Raw genomic sequence first — 1513 nt, 5'->3', positions numbered from 1 at the left:
GCTTGCTCTATCTGTCTTGGAATAGACAGATTGGATGAAAATGCACCACCACAGGTGCGCGAAAGCAGAACCGAACCTGAAGACGCCGGCGTAACCAAGACTGCGTTCGGAGATCCGGCTACGGCAGCAGCTGGTGTCACCCCGCGCAGCACCGTGCACAATAACCTGCGGGTTCGACCCCGCCCGCGCACGGCCTGCCGATCTCAATCACGCCGCGCCGTTCCGTCCGCCGGGGAGCGGCTGGTGCAGCAGCCGACAGTGACCAAATCCAGCGACGAAGCCGCCGATGCCGCCGGGCGCTCTACGACACGCCCGGTAGTGCTCTTCTTCGGTTTTCAGCATGGATCGCGCGATAGAACTCGTTGCGTAATTTCTCAAGAAGACGTGCTCTGACGCGCAGATGATGATGTACCTCACCGCCTTCGCCCTCTGAGAATCTTATGCATGCGCAAGAGGATTCACGAAGTCAGTCATTCAAAGACATCAAATCCACGCCGATAGCCGAACGATCCGGACGCAATGTCGAAGTTGAGTAAGGGCCGGCCGAAAACTCTCGCCCCTGACAAAAATGACCTGAGACCGTTGTTCCCTCCATTTCAATGGAGAGTCCGGGGCTTCATTTCTGGCGATCCGGACGATCCGAATTCGGCACGCGGAATTGTGACTGGGAGAAATCCTACGCCCGTGGCGGCCCGAGGCGACTGGGAGGGTTTCGGCGACAGTGCGCGCGCTACGTGATGTCTGGCGCAGCGGCTTGAACGAACGCTGTTCTCCACTCTCACGCAAGCACGGGCAGCAATCGATCTATGGACAGGTCGCATGAGGCTCCTGGTGATCGGAAGCCTGCACCATCCGCTCCCGCTTTCGCAGGGGCACGGGTGCATTCTCCGCCCGGTTGTTCAATCGCTTATGCGACCGAGGCTCGACACCCGGCATCTGCGGATTCCGACAATTTACCGGAGGAGAGAACGGACAAGCCACGTCTCTCGGCCTCTATGCAAGGGTCTCCACCGGCGACCAGGACACCGCCCTGCAACTCGACGCTCTGCGCAAAGCGGTTTTCGAGAATAAGGCATCCGACTGAAAGACTGAACGGACCGGATTGGCGGAGGCGATCGGCTACGTTCGCGAGGGCGACACGCCCACAGTCTGGAAACTCGACCGCCTCGGCCGGTCGATGAAGCACCTCATCGAGATCATCACCGAACTGGAGCGGGTCGGCTTCCGATCCATAACCGAAACATCGACATCACGCCATCCGGCGGTCGCCTGGTCTTCCACCTGTTCGGCGAGCCGCGGAGTTTTGCGCTGATGTCACTTGTGCCCACAGCAATCAGAATCTCCCAACCTTTCGCAATCTAGATGGATCAATGAGCGGTCTACTTAGCGAGAAACGCGTTGTGGAAATCATTCGCCACAGCGCGGCCGCCCTGCAAAACAAAATCAGGGTCAGATCCATAGGTGAACAGGCTGAGGCCAAGTACTTTAAGTCGCATCATATATTCTATGGATG

2 protein-coding genes and 1 pseudogene are annotated in these 1513 nt (G+C 58.4%); 2 read left to right on the top strand and 1 reads right to left on the bottom strand.

The genetic code is table 11. The features are described from left to right. A partial coding sequence (locus NKI19_RS32655; protein WP_352951294.1) for a hypothetical protein occupies positions 1-393 on the top strand: 393 nt, incomplete at its 5' end. A 450-nt stretch (positions 394-843) separates the two neighbouring features. Here the strand turns inward: NKI19_RS32655 and NKI19_RS32650 are convergent. Further along, positions 844-948, bottom strand: a pseudogene (locus NKI19_RS32650) (IS6 family transposase); the annotation flags it as partial. Positions 949-1102: 154 nt separating this feature from the next. Here NKI19_RS32650 and NKI19_RS33005 point away from each other — a divergent pair. Next, positions 1103-1312 carry a recombinase family protein gene (locus NKI19_RS33005; RefSeq protein ID WP_502899380.1) on the top strand — a complete coding sequence of 70 codons (210 nt, stop codon included), beginning with the start codon at positions 1103-1105 and terminating at the stop codon, positions 1310-1312. Positions 1313-1513 lie beyond the last annotated feature (201 nt).

Origin of the sequence: Mesorhizobium sp. M0751 (assembly GCF_040320265.1) — a bacterium.
Lineage (GTDB): Bacteria > Pseudomonadota > Alphaproteobacteria > Rhizobiales > Rhizobiaceae > Mesorhizobium.
This window is presented reverse-complemented; position numbering and strand designations above follow the sequence as displayed.